Genomic DNA, 20166 nt, shown 5'->3' on the forward strand with positions numbered 1-20166 from the left:
TCTCACCCCCGGCGTCGGTGCGGCCTGGGAGGATGGACGGATGAACCCGACGCTGCTCGAACGGATGCCGACGCCCGACGCCGACGGGCGCGTGGACGACGACGCCGTCTACCTGGCGTTCACGGAGTGGGCCGAGGCGCGCGGACTGCCGCTCTACCCGGCGCAGGACGAGTCGATGCTCGAGATCGCCTCCGGAGCGAACCTGATCCTCTCGACGCCGACCGGCACCGGCAAGTCGCTCGTCGCGATCGGCGCGCATGCCGCTGCCCTCGCCGCCGGGAAGCGCAGCTACTACACGGCGCCGATCAAGGCGCTCGTGTCCGAGAAGTTCTTCGCCCTCGTCGACGTGTTCGGGGCGGCGAACGTCGGGATGGTGACGGGCGACTCCTCCGTCAACGCCGACGCCCCGATCATCTGCTGCACGGCCGAGATCCTGGCGAACCTGGCGCTGCGCCACGGGGCCGGGACCGCCGTCGACCAGGTGGTGATGGACGAGTTCCACTTCTACGCGGACCCCTCGCGCGGCTGGGCCTGGCAGGTGCCGCTGCTGACGCTGCCCCACGTGCAGTTCGTCCTGATGTCGGCGACGCTGGGCGACGTGACGGCGCTCGCCGCCGACCTCACCCGCCGCACGGGACGCGAGACGGCCCGCGTGACGGGCGTGGAGCGTCCGGTGCCGCTGCACTACTTCTACGAGATCGCGCCGATCCACGACTCGATCGAGGAACTGCTCGCGACGAACCAGTCGCCCGTCTACGTCGTGCACTTCTCGCAGGCTGCGGCTCTCGAGCGCGCGCAGGCGCTCACGAGCGCCAACATCGCCAGCCGCGAGCACCGCGACCGCATCGCCGAGGTGATCGGCGGTTTCCGCTTCACCACGGCCTTCGGCAAGACCCTCTCGCGGCTGCTGCGGCTGGGCATCGGCGTGCACCACGCCGGCATGCTGCCGAAGTACCGACGGCTCGTCGAGCAGCTCGCCCAGCAGGGAATGCTGCGGGTCATCTGCGGCACCGACACCCTGGGCGTCGGGATCAACGTGCCCATCCGCACGGTGCTGCTCACGGCGCTGACGAAGTACGACGGCACGAAGATGCGCCAGCTCTCGGCGCGCGAGTTCCACCAGATCGCCGGCCGCGCCGGTCGCGCCGGCTACGACACCGCGGGCACCGTGGTCGTACAGGCGCCCGAGCACGAGTCCGAGAACCGCAAGGCGCTCGACAAGATGGGCGACGATCCGAAGAAGCGGAGGAAGTGGGTCGCCAAGCGCGCGCCGCAGGGCTTCGTCAGCTGGGGCGAGCCGAGCTTCCGCAAACTCGTCGACGCGGAGCCCGAGACGCTCACCTCGCACATGACCATCACCTCGGCGATGCTCCTCAACGTGATCGCGCGCGGCGGCGACGCCTTCGCGAACGTGCACGCGCTGATCTTCGACAACCACGAGCCGTGGAAGCGGCAGCTGCAGCTCGCCCGTCGGGCGCTGGGCATCTACCGGACGCTGCGCGAGGCGGGCGTGGTCGAGCAGAGCGTCGGCGCCGACGGCGTGGTGCGCATCCGCCTGACCGTCGACCTGCAGCCCAACTTCGCGCTCAACCAGCCGCTCTCGCCGTTCGCGCTCGCGGTGTTCGACGTGCTCGACCCCGAGTCGCCGACCTTCGCGCTCGACGTGATCTCGGTGCTCGAGTCGACGCTGGACGACCCGCGGCAGATCCTCGGCGCCCAGCAGTTCCAGGCGCGCGGCGACGCGGTGGCGGCGATGAAGGCCGACGGGATCGAGTACGAGGAGCGGATGGAGCTGCTCGAGTCGGTCACCCACCCCAAGCCGCTCGAGGAGCTGCTCGAGGCGACGTTCGCGACCTACACGGCCGCCCAGCCGTGGGTGCGCGACTTCGAGCTGTCGCCGAAGTCGGTCGTGCGCGACATGTACGAGCGGGCGATGTCGTTCGGCGAGTACACCGCGTTCTACAAGCTGTCGCGGTCGGAGGGACTCGTCCTGCGCTACCTGTCCGACGCGTTCCGCGCGGCCCGGCAGACGATCCCCGACGAGATCAAGAACGAGGAGCTGCACGACCTGATCGAGTGGCTCGGCGAGCTCGTGCGCCAGGTCGACTCGTCGCTCGTCGACGAGTGGGAGGAGCTGGTCAACCCGGCCCTGCACGACGCCGACCAGGCGATCGTGCCGCCCGCTCCGCGCCGGCTCACGGCGAACCAGCGGGCGTTCCGCGTGCTCGTGCGCAACGAGATGTTCCGCCGGGTGTCGCTGGCGGCGCTCGACGACCACGAGGCGCTGGGCGAGCTCGACGCAGCGGCCGGCTTCGACGCGGACGCGTGGGGGGAGGCGCTGGACGACTACTACGACGAGCACGACACGATCGGCACGGGCCCCGACGCCCGCGGGCCGGCGATGCTGCTCGTCGAGCAGACGCCGACGCAGTGGCGGGTGCGGCAGATCCTCGACGACCCGGCCGGCGACCACGACTGGGGCATCTCGGCGACCGTCGATCTCGCCGAATCGGACGAGGCGGGAGCCGCCGTGGTGCGGGTCACGGGCGTGGGGCGGCTCGACGGCGGGAACTGAGTCGGAGGGTCGTTCCCGCCCCGCCGCGCCGTCCGTCAGCGTCGGCGCTGCTCGCGCTTGCGCATCTCGGCGGCGATGTCGTCCTCGGTGATCTCCTTCTTCACCGGGCCCCAGATCGAGGCGGCCTGGCCGATGACGCCGATCCCGATGCCGAGCATCGGCCAGATCGGCCAGAAGTAGCCGTCGCCGCCCGAGGCGAACCAGACGGTCGTGGTGATCGCGGAGACGCTCGCCCAGCCGCCGACGGAGCCGAAGAAGTCGCGCTTGCGCTTGAGCTCGCGGACCGCGATCGCCCGGTCGGCGTCCTCGACCCGCTCGAGCGCCGACGGCTCGGCTCCCGTCGCGGGCTCGACGGCCTTCGCGTCCCGTCGTGCTGCGGGATCCGGGGACCCCCACTGGTCGCTCATCCGGCCCCCTCCGTGTCGCTCGCTCCAGACTACGCAGGGGTCGCGGCGACCGCACCGCCGTCAGGACCGGGCGTGCACGTGGGTGCGCTCCATGATGGCGCTGGTCAGCGCCTCGACCGGCTCACGGGCGGCGGTGCTGCTCTCGAGCAGGCGGAAGTCGATGTCCTCGAGCTCGGGCAGGCCGGCGCGGTCGCCGACGGTGACGAGATCCTCCGGGATCAGGGAGCGCGGGAAGACGGCGACGCCGATGCCGGCGCGGACCGCCGCGAGCACGCCGTTCACCTCGCGGGTGTTGCAGGTGATCCGCCAGGTGCGTCCGGCCGCCTCGAGGGCGTCGATCGCGATCTGCCGCGAGACGCTGGGGCCGCGGTAGGCGATCAGCGGCACCGTCTCGTCGCGCTCGACGACCGTCTTCTCGTGCGCGACCCAGACCATCGTGTCGCGCCGCACGAGCCGCCCGTCCGTGGATCCGGGAGCGGTCTTGACGAAGATGAGGTCGAGCTGGCCGGCCTCGAGTCGTCGCCGCAGCGGCGCGCTCTGGTCGACGGTCAGCTCGAGCTTGATCTGCGGATGCAGCTGCCGGAAGTGCCGGAGGATGCGGGGGAGCTGCGTGATCGCGAGGTCGTCGGCCGAGCCGAAGCGGAGCCGGCCCTTCATCGCGGTGCCGCTGAAGTAGTCCTCGGCGGCGGCGTGCGCGGCGAGGATCGTCCGGGCGAAGCCGGCCATGGCGACTCCGTTGTCGGTGATCTCGACCTCGCGGGTGTCGCGGACGACGAGGATGCGGTCGGCCGCCTGCTCGAGTCTGCGGACGTGCTGGCTGACGGTCGGCTGGCTGATGCCGAGCTGCGCCGCCGCCCGGGTGAAGCCGCGCGTCTCGGCGACCGCGAGGAAGGTCCGGAGGAGGACGGGGTCGTACACGGAGGCCTCCCGGAGGTCGCGGTCATTGCGAGGGGTGATGCGGGCTCCCTCCCGAATTTACGGGCTCGATGCGCGGAAGGGGGAGTCCCTGGGCCTCAGGACGGCTCGGGCTGGCAGTGCGGGCACCACCACGTGCGGCGCCGCTCGGGGTCGTCGGGGACCTCGGCCCGCACGAGCACGACGGTGCCGCAGCGGCGGCACGGACGACCGGCCCGGCCGACCACCCAGTGGCGCTCGCCGGCGCGGGTGTCGCCGGTGGTGGTCTGGAACATGCCGGGGATCGTGACCGAGGCGCGCAGGGCCCTCGCCGAGGTGGCGACGAGTGCGCGGACGTCGAGGGAGCCGACGGGGCGCCAGGGGAACGCCCCGCGGAGGAAGCAGACCTCGTTCGCCCAGAGGTTGCCGAGCCCCGCGAGCATCCGCTGGTCGAGCAGCGCCGCGATCACCGGCCGCTCCGGCGCGCGGAGGAGGCGGGCGACGGCCTCGTCGGCGCTCCAGTCGTCGCGGAGCGGGTCGGGACCGAGGTGCCCGATCGCGGTGGGGAGGTCCCGCTCGTGCAGCAGCTCGACGACCGGGAGCTCGAGGCCCCACAGCGTCGTGCCGTCGTCGAGGCGGAGTCGGACGCGCACGTCGGGGAGGACCCGGCGCGGGACCGCGCGGCCCGGCGCGGTGACGGTCCACGAGCCCTGCATCCGCAGGTGCGTGTGCAGGACCAGCTGCTGGTCGAAGTGCGTCAGCAGGTGCTTGCCGTGCGTCTCGTGGCGGAGGACCTGCAGGCCGGTGAGCGCGGTGCCCGCGGCGTTCCCGGAGCGGAGCTCGCCCTCCACGACGAACCGCCCGTCGGCCGCGGAGCGGAGACGGGCGGCGAGTCGGTGGACGCTGTCTCCCTCGGGCACGGGCCGCACTCTAGAGTGCGCGGCCCGTGCCTTCCTGGGGAGTCGGCCCGCCTCAGCGGGCGGGGTACGCCTCCTGGACGGTGCGCTCGGAACCGTCGGGCGCGGTGACCACGATGGTCGCGACGCCCGCGGTGAGTGCGCGCTCGTGCGTGTTGAAGGTCACGCTGAACTCGCGGCCCGGCTTGAGCTTCTTGGTCGACTTGGTCCCGTAGTCGGTCGAGACGACGACCGAGACGGGCTCCGGTCCGTTGTTCACGGCCGTGACCGTGATCGTCGTGAACGGGCCGCGGGCTCCGGTCTCGGCGCTCGTGGCGACGTCGATGGAGGTGACGGGCGCCTCGGGCAGGTCGAGACCGACGACCACGGGGTCGTGGTCGCTGGAGCGGAACGCGGAGGTGTCGTAGAAGATCGTCGCGTTGTAGTCGTAGCGGCTGTACTCCAGCGCCACGGACTCGCCGCTGTTGATGTTCCAGGTGTCGACTCCGGTGACGATCGCATCGGCGGCGGGGGAGGCGAAGACGTGGTCGAGCGAGCCGACCGCGCCGTCGAACGAGTAGGAGTACTCGCCGCCGTCCTTCGCGCCCTGGTCGAGGTAGCCCGCGTCGGTGATGACCTTCACCGGGTCCTCCTGCGAGTAGGCGTTGAAGTCGCCGAGCAGGTAGACGAGCTCGGTCGCCTTCTCGGTCTTCAGGCGGTCGGCGAAGGCGACGAGCGCGGTGGCCTGGGCGACGCGCGAGGCGTTGGAGGCGCCCTGACCGTCTCCCTGGTCGGCGTCGGCGCCGGATCCGGAGCCCTTCGACTTGAAGTGGTTGACGATCGCGACGAACTCGCTCTCGGCGACGCCGATCAGGCGGAACTCCTGGGCGAGCGGCTTGCGTGCGTTCGAGAACGCGGTGGTGTCGTTCAGGATGACCGACTCGCCGACGGGCTCGATCACGGCCTTCTTGTAGATGAAGGCGGTGCGGATGACGTCCTCGTCGGCCAGCGCGGGGAGCGCGGCGGGCGAGGCGACGTACGCCCACACCTCCGAACCGGCGGCGGCGTTGAGGGCGGCGGTCAGCGTGGCGAGGGCCTCGTCGCGCGGCTTGCCGAACTTGGCGGAGTTCTCGATCTCCTCCAGCGACACGACGCCGGCACCGAGGGCGTTGATCGCGGTGACGATCTTGGCCTGCTGGCGCTCGAGGTCGTCGGCGTTCGCGGCGCCTCGGGCGTCGCAGCCGCTGTTGACGGTGACGGGGTCGCCGTCGCGGTCGGTGTAGAACGTGCAGCCGGCCACCGAGTCGCCGGTGGTCGAGAAGTAGTTGAGCACGTTGAAGGACGCGATCGCCACGTCGCCGCCGACGGCCTCGGGAGCCGCGGTGCGGGTGTCGGCGAACTCGGCCGGCTGCACCGTCTCGGCGTTCTCGACGGTCAGCTGCGTGACGGGCTGGAAGGCCCAGCCGTTGTTGCGGTAGTCGAGCACGACCGGCCCGGTGAAGGTCGTCGGGGCTCCGACGCGGATCGGCTCGGTCGGCGTGAGGTAGGGCAGCGGGATCGCCTTGTTGGCGGCCGACCCGAGGAAGTTGATCGAGGCTCCGTCGTCGAGCACGACGGCGCGGGCCGCGTTGTCGGCGACGACCGCGGCGAGCTCGGGCGATCCCGGGCGGGCGACCTCGGTCGGGGTGAGCAGCGGAGAGGTCCCCGCGGCGAGCCCGATCGAGCCGAAGCTGTTGAGATCGAAGGTGTCGGTCACGGTGAAGGCGCCCTGCGGGGCGATCAGCATGCTCTCGAGCAGTTCGCGCTCCTCGGCCGTGCGGGGCAGCTCGACGGCGGCCGGGACGACCGGGGCGGCGGGGGCCTCGAGGCGGACGACGGTCGAGGCCGAGGTCGGGGTGAGCTCGGTGAGCCCGTTGAACTCGCTCACCGTGCCGGTGATCTCGAGGTGGTCGCCGATCGCGACGGAGCCGACCGAGGCGGAGGAGTAGACGAAGACCGCGTCGGAGGCGGTGCGGCCGGTGGTGCTGCCGCCCGTGCCGGGCGTCTGGATCACGTAGCCGTTGTAGCCGCCGGAGGGGTAGCGGGCAGTGACGACTCCCGTCGTGGTGACGGTGCGGCCGACGAGCGGCGACGCGGCTCCGCTGCCCTGGATCTCGGCGATGGTCGCCTTCTCGGCGGGCGCGGGAGGAGTGACGGGCGGCGTCGTGGGGCCGGGGGTGGGCTCCGGCTCGGCGTCGGTGCCGCTCGAGCGGGGCGTCGGCGCTCCGACGGAGAAGTCGGCGCTGTTGACGTCGGTGTCGCTGGCGGTGCCGTCGGCGCGCGAGATCGACTCGGTGTTCGTCGGGACGGCGGCGGCGGTCGTCTCGAAGGTGTTCGAGGTGCCGTAGCCGAGGAGGTCGAGGACCGTGTCGGGCTGCGGGGCGGTGCCGGTCGGCGGGGCGACGAGCGGAGCGGTGCCGTCGACGAGGAAGAGGGTGCCGCCACCCGCCGCGATGTTCAGGCCGTTCGCGACCTGGTCGGGATCGGGCAGCGCCGCGCCGTTCGTGCCGTTGCTCGCGCCCTGCACGAGGAAGTGGCCGCCGGCCGGGACGACGCCCTGGAGTGCGACGGTCGTCGAGGGGTTCGCCGTGCCGGTCGCGGAGCGGTACTGCAGGCTCGTGCCGGCCAGGGCGATGTCGGAGCCGGTGGGGTTGTGGAGCTCGACGTAGCGGTTGCTGTAGACCGCTCCGCTCGAGCCGCCGCGGGTGAAGATCTCGCTGATGACGAGCTCGTCGCCGGCCGGGGCGGCCGAGGCGGACTGGGCGACGAGCGGGGCGGCGACCAGCGCGAGGCCCGCGAGCCCGGCGCCGGCGAGTGCGCGCCTGCGTCGGCGGAAGGGGATGGCGGTGTCGTGCACCGGGGTGTCGGGCATGGGTGTCCTCTCGATCGCCGTCCCGGTGGGGACGGTCTGTCGCGCGTGCGTCGGCGCTGATGGAGCGCGGCCGGTGGTGCTCGCGCCCCTGAAAGGGGCACGAGTAGCCACGCTATGCAGTCCAGATGCCCGCTCCGTGAACCGGGTGTTTCATGAGTGTGAACTCAGCCACCGACATCGCGTCGCGACGGACACGATGGCGCGCGCCACTACGGTCGAGCCATGAGCGATCCCCACGATCTGCGCCGCCGTCTGGTCCGCGCGCACGGCGACTCCCGGGATCGGACGGACGGGTACGCCTCGGCCGACGTCACCGGCTGGTGGCGGGATCCGGGCCTGCTCGCGGCCCTCGGCCCCGGCCTCTCCGCCCTGTTCGCCGACGAGGAGGTGACGGTCGTCCTCGGTCCGCAGACGCGGGGCACTCCGCTGGCCGCCCTGGTCGCCCTGCACCGCGGTGCCGGGCTCGTCGAGGCGCGGAAGGCGTCGGCGCCCGTCGAGGACGGCGTCGACTGATGGGAGTCGGCGCTCCCGCGCGATTACCGCGACGACCCGATCCACTTCCGGGTGCGCCGCGCCGTCCTGGCTCAGGGGGACCGCGTGCTGCTCGTCGACGACTGGATCGAGACCGGGACGCAGGCTGCCGCCTGCCGTCGCCTGGTCGCCCTCGCCGGGGCGGAGTGGGTGGGCGCGGCCGTCGTGGTCGACGGCCTGGAGGACGACGCGCGGCGCTCCGATCTGCGCGTGCGCTCGCTCCTGCGCGACGCCGAGCTCTGAGCGCTCGCGGCGGACGTCCGGGAACGGCGGCCATGATCGGGGGATGATCTCCTTCGAGCTGGCCCGAGCGCTGCGCACCGCGGGCGTGCGCTGGTCACCGGTCACCGGCGACCGCTTCCGCATCGAGCGGGAGGGGTTCGACGGCGACGTCTTCACCGTCAGCGACATGACGATCGAGGCGCACGAGTACCCCAGCGGCACCGTGCTGGGCTTCAACGGCACCACCGAGTGGGCGCTGGACTCGGTCTCGCTCGAGGACTCGCTCTGGATGCCGCGCGAGGACCAGCTGCGCGAGCTGCTGCGCGGCACGTTCCGCTCGCTGCGCCGCGAGGAGGGCGAGCCCGCGCGCCACGTCGTCGAGATCGTCCTCGGCGGCATCGCGCGCACCTTCGAGGACGCGGCGCCCGAGAACGCCTACGGCGAGGCGCTCCTGGCGCTGGTGAGCTCGGCCTCGGTCGATCTCGACGACGTCGACGAGCTCGTCTGAGCCGACGAAGCGCCGGAGTCGCCGGCCTTCCGCCTCAGGACGCGGCCTTCTCCTCGTCGCTCTTCGCGGCCGTCCGCTTCGCCGCGGGCTTCTTGGCGGCCGGCTTCTTCGCCGGAGCCTTCTTCGCCGCCGGCTTCGATCCCGCCGCGCCGGACGCGTCGTCCTCGGCCGCCTTCGACGAGCCCTTGGCGGTGCTCTTCTTCGCGGGCGCCTTCTTCGCAGGAGCCTTCTCCGGAGCGTCGCCCGTCGCCCCGCCCTTCGCCCCGCGGCTGCGCTCGACCGAGCGCTTGAGCGCCTCCATCAGGTCGAGCACCTCGCCGCCGCCCTCCTCCTCCGGCTTCTCGCCGAAGGTCGCGGCGGTGTCGAGCGCGTCGCCCTGCTCGATCTTCGCGTCGATCAGGGTGCGCAGCTCCTCCTGGTACGCGTCGGTGAACTTCGACGCGTCGAAGTCCTCGGAGTAGGAGTCGACGAGGTGCGAGGACATCTCGAGCTCGCGCGCCGCGATCCGCGTCGTGCCCTCGAGCGAGGGGAACTCGACCTCGCGGACCTCGTCGGCCCAGAGCAGGGTCTGCAGCATCAGCAGCTTGCCGCGCACGCGCAGCGCCGCCAATCGCGTCTTCTGCCGCAGGGCGAACTCGACGATCGCCGTGCGGTCGGTCTGCTCGAGGGTGCGCCGCAGCAGCACGTACGCCTTGGGGGAGGAGGAGTCGGGCTCGAGGATGTACGCGCGGTCGAACATGATCGGGTCGACCTGGTCGCTGGGCACGAACTGCACCACGTCGATCTCGCGGTCGCGCTCCTCGGGCAGCGCCTTCAGCTCGTCCTTGGTGAGCACGACCGTGTGCTCGCCGTCGTCGTAGGCCTTGTCGATGTGGTCGAACGAGACGACCTCGCCGCAGACCTCGCACTTGCGCTGGTACCGGATCCGCCCGCCGTCGCGGTCGTGCACCTGGTGCAGCGCGATGTCGTGGTCCTCGGTCGCGCTGTAGATCTTGACCGGCACGTTGACCAGGCCGAAGGTGATCGCGCCCTTCCAGATGGCTCGCATGGGTTCAGTGAACACCGTGCGCACCGGCGGCGGGAAGCCCTCCCGGCACTCGACGTCCTCCCGGCCCGCTGGTGTGGAATGGACGGATGACGAGCGAGGACACGACCGCGAGCGACGAGGACCGGCCGTCGGACCGGCTCCGAGCGGCGCTCCACGCGCCGAACGCGTCGTCGAGGCTGCAGGCGGCGATGAGCGCGGGGACGAGGCCGGCCGACGAGTACGTCCCGGTGCTGGTCGCGCGCTGCGCCGTCGAGCCCGACTTCGGCGTGCGCGAGATGCTCACCTGGGCGCTGGTGCGGCACGACGCCGCGGTCACCGTCGATCCGCTGATCGCCGAGCTGGTCTCGGAGTCGCCGCAGGCCCGCGCGCAGGCCCTGCACACCCTGTCCAAGGTGGGCGATCCCCGGGCGTGGGCCGCGATCACGCCCGCGCTGCTGCACGACGAGCACCTCGAGGTCGCGAAGGCCGCCTGGCGCACCGCCGCCCGCCTCGCACCCCCGAAGGAGCGTCCCGCGCTCGCCCGGCAGCTCGCCGAGCACCTCGGCGAGGGCGACCGTCCCGAGCAGCGGAGTCTCACCCGCGCGCTCCTGATGCTCGAGGAGGCCGCGGCGCCCGCCCTCGAGGCCGCCGCGCAGTCGGAGGAGCAGCCGCGGCGGATCCACGCGCTCGCGACCCTCCGCCTCCTCGCCGACCCGGACGAGGACGTCGAGGACGCCTTCGATCGCGCCCGCCGCGCCTGACGGGCCCGCACGCGGAGCCCCGGGCGTCGAGGGAGCCTGCAGCAGCAGGCGGCCTCGACGGCCCGGGGCTCCCCGGTCACGTCGCGCGTGGACTACACGCCGACGCCCGTCGGCAGCTCGCGGTCGGCGAGGTACTCGCGCACCAGGCGCTCGACCGTCGCGCGGTCGAGGCCGAGACTGCCCAGACCTGCGTCGAGGTACTGCTCGGCGTTCTCGGCGGTGATGCCGATCTCGGCGATGATCTCGCGGTAGGTCATGCCCGAGGCGAGCAGTCGCAGGATCTCGGCCCTCGTCGGCAGCGTGACCGGCGTGGGCTCCGGCGTCGGCGGGGTCGGGTTCTTCTCCCCGTCGATCGCCGAGGTGTCGTCGGCGAACGAGGCGGTGACGAACGCGATCGCCTTCGAGGTGATGCCGAGCGCCTCCTGGTTGATGTTCGCCAGGTCGTCACCGGCCGAGTGGTAGTTCGGGTCGTGCGGGATTCCGGCGGTGCCGCCGAAGAGCGCGACCTCCTCCTCCGTCTTGATGTCGTCGGCTCCGGTGAAGACGCCCGACGAGGGGATCCCGACCGAGATGAAGCCGTCGTAGTCGCTGCGTCCGTCGAACGCGGTGTCGATCCACGGCTGGCCGATGGAGTCGAAGTAGTCCGTGAACGCCTTCTCGGTGGCGATGGAGCCCGCGGGCACCTCGACCGGGGCCTCGTAGGTGGACTCGTTCGCGTCGTAGACCGACACGACGTAGTTGGGCGAGGCGACCATGTCGAAGTTCATGTACGTCGCGATCTTCGCAGCGTCCTCCTCCGTCAGCGAGTCGACGTAGGTGTAGGAGCCGACCAGGCCGACCTCCTCGGCGCCCCACCAGGCGAAGCGGACCGCGTTCGTGGTCTCGCCGGCCTCGGCCAGCTCGACCGCCGTCTCGAGCAGCGTCGCCGATCCGGAGCCGTTGTCGTTGATGCCGGGGCCCTCGGGCACGCCGTCGAGGTGCGCGCCGAGCATGACCACGTTGTCGTGGTCGCCGCCCGCGGTCTCGGCGAGGATGTTGAAGGTGTCGGTGTCGGTGGTCGTCTGCTCGAGGACGAGCGTCGCGCTCGTGGGCAGCGCCGCGAGCAGCGCCTGACCCTCCTCGAGGGTGACGCCGACCGACGGGACGTAGGCCTCGTCGGGAGCGCCGAGCGTGCCGTTCAGCGGCTCGGCGGGGGCGTTGTTGTAGATGATGACCGCGGAGGCGCCCGCCGCTCCCGCGGCCGCGCTCTTCTCCGCGAAGGAGCAGGTGCCGCGGCTGACCAGGGCGACCTTGCCCGTGGCGTCGAGGCCGGCCCAGGCGTCGGCCGTGCAGCCGAGCGGGTCGACGGGAGCGATGAGCTCGCCGGTGACGCCCCCCTCGGGCGTGGACGGCGTGAACGACATCGGGATGCCCTCGACGGCCGGGGTCGTGGTGAGCGAGAAGGCGTCGATCGTCTGCGTCGTGGTCGTGAAGTCCTGGCGCTCGGTCTCGTAGCCGGCGGCCGCGAGGACGGATTCGACGTACTGTCCGCTGAGCTCGTAGCCGGGCGTGCCGATGGCCCGGTTGCCGCCGTTCGCGTCGGCGATGGCCTGGAACGCCTCCAGGTGCTCCATGATGCCGTCGACCGTGACGGCGTCGGCGAGGTCGGCGGCCTCGACCGCGCTCGCGCTCGGGGCGAAGACGAAGCCGGCGACGAGGGCGCCCGCTCCGATCATCGCGCTGGTGCCGAGGAGTGAGCGCCGGCGTCGTGCGCCTGGTGCTCGGGGTGTGCTGTTCGCCACAGGGGTGTCCCTTCGTCGATGACAGGGGCCGCCGGGTGGGCGGCCGACGCGCCCGAATCCTGCGAACGGGGTGCGCTGTGGGCGAGGCTATTCTCAGGTCGACCGAAAAGACACCCTTCCGGGGCTGATTTCACGCCGGCGAAACACGGCGGGCTCGTCACGGCGGGTGCCGTCCGCAGAGCTCAGACGGTCGCCGGGCTCTCCGCCCACTCCCTCAGCATCGCGACGGTCTCGGCCGGCCGGTCGCGGTGCGGGCTGTGCCCCGCTCCCGCCACGACCGCGTACCGCACCCGCGGATTCGCCCGCAGGACCTCGGCCGCAAGGCGCGGTCCGAAGAACGTGAAGACCTGCGGGTCGCCCGCGAGCACCAGCACCGGCGCCGTCAGCGCGGGCACGTCGGCCAGCAGGTCCCACGGGTCGTTGTCGTCGACGACCGCGGCGACGGAGGCGGGGTCCGCGGCCTTCGCCGCCCGCAGCTTCTCGGCGCGGTCGCGCGCGTCCCAGCCGGGCACCGCCTCGGCGAGCTGCTCCTCCGTCGCGGTGAGGGCGTCGAGCTCGTCGGCCCGCACCTCGGCCCGCATCTCCTCGGGCAGACGCAGGACCGGATCGATCAGCGCGAGCCGCGCAGCCCACTCCGGATCCCGCGCCGCGGCCCGCACGGCCACCGCTCCGCCGAGCGAGTGGCCGACCACCAGCCCCCACGGTCCCGCGCCGTCCGGCCGCAGCGCGAGGACGTCGTCGGCGAAGTCGTCGTGCCGCGAGGAGCCGCCGCGCGGCCCGTCGCCGTGGCCGCGCAGGTCGGGCGCGCTCACCGTCCAGCCCGCGGCTCGGAGCGCCTCGGCCACCCGCCACCAGGTCCCCCCGGCTCCGCCGAGTCCGTGCAGGAGGAGTGCCGTCCGTGTCGTCATGGGGGAAGGCTAAGGGGACGTCAGTCGAAGCGCGGGTCCCTTCCGGTGCGCTCGCCGGTCGCGAGGGAGGCGATTCCTGCCAGATCCTCGGCGTCCAGCTCGAAGCCGAAGACGTCGATGTTCGCGCGGATGCGCTCGGGAGTGACGGACTTGGGGATCACGACGACCCCGTTCTGCACGTGCCAGCGCAGCACGATCTGCGCGGGCGAGACTCCGTGGCGCGCGGCGAGCCGGGCCAACAGGGGCTCCTCCAGCAGGCGACCCCGGGCCAGCGGCGACCACGCCTCGGTCACGATGCCGCGGGCTGAGTCGAACGCGCGCAGCTCCTCCTGCGGCAGGCGCGGGTGCAGCTCGACCTGGTTGACCGCGGGGACGACGCCGGTCTCGGCGCCCAGGCGCTCGAGGTGCTCGATCGCGAAGTTCGACACGCCGATCGAGCGGGCCCGGCCCTCCTGCTGCAGCCGCTCGAGCGCGCGGTAGGTGTCCACGTAGCGGTCGCGGGAGGGGATCGGCCAGTGCACGAGGTAGAGGTCGATGTAGTCGGTGCCGAGGAGCTCCAGGCTCCTGTCGAACGCCTCGAGGGTCTCGTCGTAACCGTGGTCGTCGTTCCACACCTTCGTGGTCACGAAGACCTGCTCGCGCGGGATCCCGCTCGCGCGGATGCCCTCGCCGACGCCGCGCTCGTTGGCGTAGAGGGTGGCGGTGTCGATGTGCCGGTAGCCCGCCTCCAGCGCGGTGCCGACGGCGCGGGCGGCCTCGGCGTCGCCGATCTTGTACACGCCGAGTCCGATCTGCGGGATCGCGCGGCCGTCGTTCAGAGGGATCAGGGGGACGCTCATGCCCTCCATGCTGGCACGCGGCCCGGCGCCGTCCCTGGGCGCGGGAGGAGCTCAGAGCTCCCAGTCGAGCTCCCCGTGCGGCCCGACCCGCACCGCGTCCTCGATCAGCGCGGCGAGCCCGGCGACTCCGAACAGCAGTCGCCGCTCGGCCGCTGCGGCCTCGTCGCCCGCGCCGAAGCGGCGGACCGCGAAGTAGTGGTCGTGCCCGGGCTGCAGCCCCTCGACGCTCTCGGTGTCGGCGAGGGCGAGCAGCCCCCGGTGTGGTCGGCGACCGGGGCCGAGACCCAGCCAGAGCGAGCCCGTCTCGAGCACGACCGCCGTGCTCGGCACCAGCGCGCCGTCGCGCATCGACCGCGCCGTGATCATCCAGCCGAAGCCGAGGTGGTGCAGCTGCACCGTGTGCGGCCCCCGCCACGCGTGCGACGGGTCCTCGGCCCGGTAGTAGACGGGGGAGGGGCGGAACGCGCCCTGCCAGAGCGCCGCGGCCAGCTCGCCGCACCACTCCGGCGCCTCGGGATCGGCCCAGGGCTCGACCGCCTGCGCCTGCTCCACCGCGCGTCGATGCGCGCGGACGAGCTCCTCGGCGTCCTCCCACAGTCCCATCGTCGCCTCACCTCCGGCCGCCGCGTGGGGACCACTTTAGGGGGCGGGCTCCGGAAGGCTCCGAGCGGGCCGACGATCAGGTCGGCAGCTCGACCGGCTCCGTGTCGGGGAGCGGGCTCGAGTCGCGGCCGCGCAGATCCGGGTGGTAGCGGCGGCCGACCGCCGGCACCACGAACCCGACGAACGCGAAGACGGCGGCGACGACGATCGCCGCGGTCGGGCCGTTGCTGTCGATCTGCACGCCGGCGATCGCCGAGCCCAGCGCGGCTCCGATCAGCTGACCGGTGCCGACCCAGCCGTACGCCTCCGCGGTGTCCGAGAACTTCACGCTCGCGGCGGTGATCGTGAAGAGGGCGGCGAGGGCCGGAGCGATGCCGACGCCGGCGAGGAAAAGCGTGATCGAGAGCCACCAGAAGTCGGTCGAGAAGGCGGCGAGCCCCATGCCTACCGTCACGATCAGCATGCGGCGGGCGGTGGCCCAGCGGCTGATCGGGATGTGCCCCAGCGTCAGACCGCCCACGAGCGAGCCGGCCGCGAAGACCGCGAGCACCACTCCCGACTCCACCCCGCCCTCGCCGAACACGGCGACGACGCCCGCCTCGACCGCCGCGCACGCGCCGACCAGGAGGAACCCGACCACGGTCGCCAGCAGCACCGGCGGCTTGGTCAGCACCACGCCGATCCGGCGCTTGGAGCGCGGGATGCGCACCCGCCCGACCTCGGGCGACGCGATGAACCAGATGCCGCCGCCGATCAGGAACACCGCCGCGGTGAGGATGCCCGCCACCGTCGAGATCTGGATCGACACGAAGGTCGTCAGCACCGGCCCGAGCACCCAGATGATCTCCTGCGCCGAGGCGTCCAGCGAGAAGAGAGGGGTGAGCATCGAACTCGGCACCATCTTGGGGTAGATCGTGCGGACGGCGGGCTGCACCGGGGGCATGCTGAGCCCCGCGAGGAAGCCGATCGCGACGAACTGCCAGACCTCGAGCGGCAGCACCGCCATGGCGATGATCGCGGCGGCGCAGACGATCAGGGTCAGCGTGAGCACCCGGCGCATGCCGAGGCGGCCCATCAGCCGGCTGGTCAGCGGGCCGGCGATCGCCTGCCCGATCGACATCGAGCCGAGCACGAGGCCCGCCGCCGCGTACGAGTCGTGCACGTGCTCGACGTGCAGGAGGAAGGCGAGCGAGAGCATCCCGAACGGGAAGCGCGCCGTGAGCTGCGCGGCGATGATGCGCCCCACCCCGGGGGTTCTGAGGAGTTCGGTGTAGCTGCCCACCGGACGACACTAGCCGCCCACGGGGGCCATCGGGGACACGGCCCCGAGGCCGCCGATCAGCCCGCGAGGACCTTCCGGATCCGCTGCAGGGACACGCTCTCGGCGGTGCCCAGCGACTGCGCGAAGAAGCTCACGCGCAGCTCCTCGATCATCCAGCGCGCGCGCTGCAGGTTCTCGGGGGAGTGCGGCGGCAGCGGCAGCACACCGCCGGCCGAGCGGTAGAGCTCGAGTGCCGCCTGCACCTCGTTCAGCCAGACGCGGTCGCGGCCGACGTTCTCCGAGATCTTGCCGAACCGCTCGGTGATCGCCGCGAGGTAGCGCGGCAGGTGCCGCAGCCGCTCGAGGCCGGTGGCCGACACGAAACCCGGATGCACGAGGGCCGACAGCTGCTCGCGCGCGTCGGTCAGTGCCGGCAGCAGGGCCATGCTGGTCGAGTTCTTGAGCGCCTTCTCGGCGGCCCGCGCGGTCGTGAGCACCGTGGTGACCGTCTTCACGGTCTCGAACATCGAGTCCATGACGCTCGCCGAGACCCGGTCGCGCACCGCGTCGAACTCGGCACGGAGGAACAGCATGCCGTCGGGCTTCATCCGCCAGAGCACGGAGTCGACGCAGGCGAGCAGGCAGTCCGTGAAGAGCGCCGTCGTGTTCTGGTACGGGCTCTGCGCGAGCACGAGCTTCTCGTTCGAGCTCAGGTGCTGCTGCACGTAGGCCACCGGGCTCGGCGTCGCGAGCAGGAGCAGGCGCCGCACGCCGCGGGGGTGCTCGCGGGCCTGGTCCTCGGGCGTCGCCATCAGGCGGATCGACACGGAGTCGCCGTCGTCGATGAGCGCCGGGTACGCGCGGATCGTGTTGCCGCCCTGACGGGTGTCGGTGGTGCGCGGCAGCTCGGGCATGTCCCAGGTCTTCAGACCCCGGCGCTCGAGCGCATCGGGCACGCGCGCCTCGACCACGCGGGCGACCTCGTCGCGCACGCGTCCGCGCAGGCGCTCGGCCAGCGGGGCCAGCTCCTTGCCCGCCGCGATCGTCCGGCCGCGCTCGTCGGCGATCGCGAACGTGACCCGGAGGTGCGCCGGGATCCGCTCGAGATCGAAGTCGGAGGCGTCGATCACCACGCCCGCCTCGCGGCGGATCGCTCCGGCGAGCGTCGCGGCGAACGACTCCGTCGGCGGGTTCGGCACGTCCTGCGGCAGCGAGGCGGTGAGCCGCTTCGCCCAGTCGTTCGCGGGGACCACGTTCCGGCGCAGGTGCTTGGGCAGCGCCTTGATCATCGCGGTGACCAGCTCGGCGCGCAGCCCCGGCACGAGCCAGTCGAAGCCCAGCGGAGTGACGCGCGGCAGGAGCGCGAGCGGCACGTGCACGGTCACGCCGTCCTCCTCCGTGCCCGGCTCGAACCGGTAGGAGAGACGGAAGCGCTGGTCGCCCTGGCGCCACTGGGTGGGGAACGCGGTCTCGTCGATCTCCTCTGCGTCCTCGGGCAGCAGAGTCTGCTGCGTCATGGTCAGCAGGTCGGGCTCGTCGTGCTGCTTCGTCTTCCACCAGGAGTCGAAGGAGCGGACGGAGGTGACGTCGCGCGGGATCCGGCGGTCGTAGAAGTCGAAGACGGCCTCGTCGTCGACGAGCAGGTCGCGGCGGCGGGTGCGCTCCTCGAGGCGCTCGAGCTCGGCGCGCAGGGCGCGGTTCTTGCGGTCGAACGCGTGCCGCGACTCCCACTCGCCCTCGACGAGAGCGTGGCGGAGGAACAGCTCGCGGGCGTAGGAGGGGTCGATCCGCGAGAACTGCACGCGGCGGCGCGCGACGAGCGGCACTCCGTAGAGCGTGACGCGCTCGTAGGCGACGGCCGCGCCCTGCGACTTCTCCCAGTGCGGCTCGCTGAACTGCCGCTTCACGAGGTCGCCGGCGATCGCCTCGGCCCAGGCCGGGTCGATGGCGGCGTTCGAGCGGGCGAACAGGCGGCTCGTCTCGACGAGCTCGGCGCTCATCACCGCGTCCGGCAGCTTCTTCGCGAGCGCGCTGCCCGGGAAGATCGAGAACTTGGCGTTGCGGGCGCCGACGTACTGCACGTTCTGGCGCTCGCGGCTCTTCGCCGCTCGCTGCGCCTGCTGCGAGGTCGTGTCCTTGACGCCGATGTGCGAGAGCAGCCCGGCCAGGACCGAGCGGTGGATGCCGTCCGGATCCACGCGCGGCTCGCCGAGCTCGAGGCGCAGCGGCTTCGCGAGCTGGCGGAGCTGGCGGAACACGTCCTGCCACTCCCGCACCCGCAGGTAGTTGAGGTACTCGGCCTTGCAGAGCCGGCGGAAGGCGCTGGAGGAGAGCTCCTGCTGCTTCTCCTCGACGTAGTTCCAGAGGTTGAGCAGCGTGAGGAAGTCGCTCGTCGGGTCGACGAAGCGGGCGTGCTGCTGGTCGGCCTGCGCGCGGCGCTCGAGCGGGCGCTCGCGGACGTCCTGGATCGTGAGCCCGGCGACGATCGCCATGACCTCGCGGCTGGTGTGGTGCGTCCGCGACTCGATCACCATGCGGGCGAACCGCGGATCGATGGGCAGGCGCGCGAGGTCGCGGCCGATGCGGGTGAGCTGCGGGCCCTGCTCCTTCCGCGAGCTGCCACTCCGGCTCGCCTTCTGCGGCGTGTCGCGTACTGGAGTGGCATCTCGCGAGGGAGAGCCGGAGGAGGACGCGCCGGGCGTGCGGATCGCGCCGAGCTCGGTGAGGAGGTCGAGGCCGTCCTTGATGCCGCGCGAGTCGGGCGGCGTGAGGAACGGGAACTCGGCGATGTCGCCGAGGCCGAGCGAGATCATCTGCAGGATGACCGCCGCGAGACCCGTGCGCAGGATCTCGGGATCGGTGAACTCCGGGCGGCGGAGGTAGTCCTCCTCGGAGTAGAGGCGGATCGCGATGCCGTCGCTGGTGCGGCCCGAGCGGCCGGAGCGCTGGTTCGCCGACGCCTGCGACACGGCCTCGATCGGGAGGCGCTGCACCTTCGACCGCGCGCTGTAGCGCGAGATGCGGGCCGTTCCTCCGTCGATCACGTAGCGGATGCCCGGCACGGTGAGGCTCGTCTCGGCGACGTTCGTCGCGAGAACGACGCGGCGGCGCACGCCCGGAGTGCGCGAGCGCTCGAAGACGCGGTGCTGGTCGGCGGCCGACAGCCGCCCGTAGAGCGGCAGCACCTCGGTGCCCGGCAGGGCGAGCCCGCGGATCGCGTCCTCCGCGTCGCGGATCTCGTTCTCGCCCGAGAGGAACACCAGCACGTCGCCCGGATCCTCGCGCGCGAGCTCGGCGAGCGCGTCGGCGATGCCGGTCATCAGGTCCCGGCTGCCGGCGGTGGCGTCCGGGGTGTCGGAGTCGTCCTCCTCCTCGGGCTCCTCGGCGACCAGCGGGCGGTAGCGGACCTCGACCGGGAACGTGCGCCCCGAGACCTCGATGATCGGGGCGGGCGTGCCCTCGGCGTCGGCGAAGTGCGCGGCGAAGCTGAGCGGATCGATGGTCGCCGACGTGATGATGAGCTTGAGATCCGGCCGCTGCGGCAGGAGCCGGTGCAGGTAGCCGAGCAGGAAGTCGATGTTGAGGCTGCGCTCGTGCGCCTCGTCGATGATGATCGTGTCGTAGCGGCTGAGCAGCCGGTCGTGGTTCATCTCGTTCAGCAGGATGCCGTCGGTCATCAGCTTGATCCGCGTCGACGCGCTCGCCTTGTCGGTGAAGCGCACCTGGTAGCCGACGACGCCGCCGACCTCGTCGTCGAGCTCCTCCGCGATGCGCTCGGCGATCGTGCGCGCCGCGATGCGCCGCGGCTGCGTGTGGGCGATGCTCTCGCGCCCCAGCTCGAGGCAGATCTTGGGGAGCTGCGTCGTCTTGCCCGATCCGGTCGCTCCGGCGACGATGACGACCTGGTGATCGCGGATCGCGGCGGCGATGTCGTCGCGCCGCGCCGAGACGGGGAGCTCGGGCGGATAGCGGATGCTGAGGACGTCTGACATGAGCCCTCCATCCTACGGCGCCGTGGCAGAATGCCCACGTCCCTCCGCGA

The 20166-nt window shown here is 72.3% G+C and carries 16 protein-coding genes; 5 read left to right on the forward strand and 11 right to left on the reverse strand.

The annotated features are described in order from the left end of the window. Positions 1–40 precede the first annotated feature (40 nt). Positions 41–2575 (forward strand): DEAD/DEAH box helicase, encoded by a 2535-nt coding sequence (locus LRG51_RS16520; protein ID WP_230673738.1) that lies wholly within the window; start codon positions 41–43, stop codon positions 2573–2575. Between the two features lie 35 nt (positions 2576–2610). Here the strand turns inward: LRG51_RS16520 and LRG51_RS16525 are convergent, their stop codons facing one another. From LRG51_RS16525 to LRG51_RS16540, 4 genes are all read right to left on the reverse strand, one after another. Then, entirely contained in the window at positions 2611–2982 is a 372-nt protein-coding gene (locus tag LRG51_RS16525) for a 2TM domain-containing protein (RefSeq protein ID WP_107575581.1), read from the reverse strand. Between the two features lie 60 nt (positions 2983–3042). Then, positions 3043–3900: a LysR substrate-binding domain-containing protein gene (locus LRG51_RS16530; protein ID WP_107575580.1), complete on the reverse strand. Its 858-nt coding sequence runs from the start codon at positions 3898–3900 to the stop codon at positions 3043–3045. A 95-nt stretch (positions 3901–3995) separates the two neighbouring features. Next, entirely contained in the window at positions 3996–4796 is an 801-nt protein-coding gene (locus LRG51_RS16535) for a DNA-formamidopyrimidine glycosylase family protein (RefSeq protein ID WP_107575579.1), read from the reverse strand. Between the two features lie 52 nt (positions 4797–4848). Then, positions 4849–7683 (reverse strand): ExeM/NucH family extracellular endonuclease, encoded by a 2835-nt coding sequence (locus LRG51_RS16540; protein WP_230673741.1) that lies wholly within the window; start codon positions 7681–7683, stop codon positions 4849–4851. Positions 7684–7905: 222 nt separating this feature from the next. Between LRG51_RS16540 and LRG51_RS16545 the strand changes: the two genes are divergently transcribed. From LRG51_RS16545 to LRG51_RS16555, 3 genes are read left to right on the forward strand one after another with little or no spacing between them, the layout of a single operon-like run. Further along, positions 7906–8196 (forward strand): hypothetical protein, encoded by a 291-nt coding sequence (locus tag LRG51_RS16545; RefSeq protein WP_230673744.1) that lies wholly within the window; start codon positions 7906–7908, stop codon positions 8194–8196. A 51-nt stretch (positions 8197–8247) separates the two neighbouring features. Then, positions 8248–8457 carry a hypothetical protein gene (locus LRG51_RS16550; RefSeq protein WP_230673747.1) on the forward strand — a complete coding sequence of 70 codons (210 nt, stop codon included), beginning with the start codon at positions 8248–8250 and terminating at the stop codon, positions 8455–8457. Between the two features lie 43 nt (positions 8458–8500). After that, positions 8501–8944, forward strand: a complete 444-nt coding sequence (locus tag LRG51_RS16555; RefSeq protein WP_230673751.1) for a pilus assembly protein CpaE — start codon at positions 8501–8503, stop codon at positions 8942–8944. Between the two features lie 34 nt (positions 8945–8978). Here the strand turns inward: LRG51_RS16555 and ku are convergent, their stop codons facing one another. After that, positions 8979–9992 (reverse strand): non-homologous end joining protein Ku, encoded by a 1014-nt coding sequence (ku, locus tag LRG51_RS16560; RefSeq protein ID WP_230673754.1) that lies wholly within the window; start codon positions 9990–9992, stop codon positions 8979–8981. An 86-nt stretch (positions 9993–10078) separates the two neighbouring features. Between ku and LRG51_RS16565 the strand changes: the two genes are divergently transcribed. Beyond that, a complete protein-coding gene (locus LRG51_RS16565; RefSeq protein WP_230673757.1) occupies positions 10079–10732 on the forward strand; it encodes a HEAT repeat domain-containing protein in 654 nt (217 codons plus the stop codon). Between the two features lie 92 nt (positions 10733–10824). On the opposite strand, the gene LRG51_RS16570 is transcribed toward LRG51_RS16565, so the two are convergent. From LRG51_RS16570 to hrpA, 6 genes are all read right to left on the reverse strand, one after another. Then, on the reverse strand, positions 10825–12513 hold the full coding sequence (locus LRG51_RS16570; RefSeq protein WP_230673760.1) for a M28 family peptidase: 1689 nt from the start codon (positions 12511–12513) through the stop codon (positions 10825–10827). A 182-nt stretch (positions 12514–12695) separates the two neighbouring features. After that, positions 12696–13421 (reverse strand): alpha/beta fold hydrolase, encoded by a 726-nt coding sequence (locus tag LRG51_RS16575; RefSeq protein WP_230673763.1) that lies wholly within the window; start codon positions 13419–13421, stop codon positions 12696–12698. 20 nt (positions 13422–13441) lie between these two features. Beyond that, positions 13442–14260, reverse strand: coding sequence for an aldo/keto reductase (locus LRG51_RS16580; RefSeq protein ID WP_230673766.1), 819 nt, complete (start codon positions 14258–14260; stop codon positions 13442–13444). Positions 14261–14311: 51 nt separating this feature from the next. Then, positions 14312–14863: a hypothetical protein gene (locus tag LRG51_RS16585; protein ID WP_230673769.1), complete on the reverse strand. Its 552-nt coding sequence runs from the start codon at positions 14861–14863 to the stop codon at positions 14312–14314. A gap of 76 nt (positions 14864–14939) precedes the next feature. Next, complete coding sequence (locus tag LRG51_RS16590) at positions 14940–16145, reverse strand: MFS transporter (protein WP_055793836.1); 1206 nt, start codon at positions 16143–16145, stop codon at positions 14940–14942. Between the two features lie 56 nt (positions 16146–16201). Then, positions 16202–20116, reverse strand: a complete 3915-nt coding sequence (gene hrpA, locus LRG51_RS16595; RefSeq protein ID WP_230673772.1) for an ATP-dependent RNA helicase HrpA — start codon at positions 20114–20116, stop codon at positions 16202–16204. Positions 20117–20166: the final 50 nt, after the last annotated feature.

It is taken from the genome of Rathayibacter sp. Leaf248 (assembly GCF_920939495.1).
GTDB classification, from domain to species: domain Bacteria; phylum Actinomycetota; class Actinomycetes; order Actinomycetales; family Microbacteriaceae; genus Rathayibacter; species Rathayibacter caricis.